Origin of the sequence: Microbacterium sp. BF1 (assembly GCF_019279095.1) — a bacterium.
GTDB classification, from domain to species: domain Bacteria; phylum Actinomycetota; class Actinomycetes; order Actinomycetales; family Microbacteriaceae; genus Microbacterium; species Microbacterium maritypicum.
Genome location: NZ_JAGYWT010000715.1, coordinates 1 through 918, shown reverse-complemented (window position 1 = coordinate 918; position 918 = coordinate 1). Strand labels below are relative to the sequence as shown.

At 69.9% G+C, this 918-nt stretch carries 1 protein-coding gene; it reads right to left on the bottom strand.

Annotation, left to right across the window (positions count from 1 at the left end):
- Positions 1-6: 6 nt before the first annotated feature.
- A partial coding sequence (locus KZA10_RS16265; RefSeq protein ID WP_218683405.1) for a fibronectin type III-like domain-contianing protein occupies positions 7-918 on the bottom strand: 912 nt, incomplete at its 5' end.

The following is a 918-nucleotide window of genomic DNA, read 5'->3' as shown; positions in this document are numbered from 1 at the left end:
CGCGGCTCAACCGGCCGTGGGACCGCCGGCGTTCGCCGCCGCGATCAGCTGCTCGATCTGCGCGAAGTCGACGGGAAGCCCGGGGAATCCGGCGAGGCGTCCGATCGGGAAGGACGCCATCATCTTCTGCATCGCCTCGTCGTTCGGCATCATCGATGCCGCGGCCGCGTCTCCGCCGAGCCCGCCCATCAGGCCGCCGAGCGCCTGCTGCACGATGGGTCCGGCGATCGGGTGTGTCATCAGGTCCCCGACGGAGGAGTTCATGGTCAGCTCCTGGTGCACCGCGTCACCCGAGATCTCGACCGAGACACGGGAGCGGGTGTCACGGCTGGAGGCGGCCACCTCGACGGTGTACTCGCCACCCTCGACGACCCAGCGGTCGACGCGGATGTCCCAGTAGGCGAGGTCCTCACGCCGCACGACGAGCTCGACGGAGCGGGTCTCCCCCGCGGCCAGGGCGACCGAGGAGAATGCCTTGAGCTCGCGGGGCGCGCGCTGCACGATCGAGGTCGTCGGTGCGACGTAGACCTGCACGACCTCGCGGCCATCGCGGTCGCCGGAGTTGGTGACGTCGAGGCGCACGACGATACCGCCGTCCGCTCCGACCTCGGCCGTCGCACCGGTGTACTCGAACGTCGTGTACGAGAGTCCATGGCCGAACGGGAAGGTCACGTCGAGACCCTTCGCGTCGTACCAGCGGTAGCCGACCAGCAGGCCCTCGCCGTAGCGCACGTGTCCGAACTCGCCGGGGAAGTTGCCGAAGGACGGGTTGTCCTCGAGCCGCACGGGCACCGTCTCGGTGAGCTTGCCCGAGGGGTTCACCGCACCGTAGAGCACATCGGCGACGGCGCCGCCACCGGCCTGGCCCAGCAGCCAGCTCTCGATGATCGAGCGCGGGCGAAGGGCGTCTGTTACGCG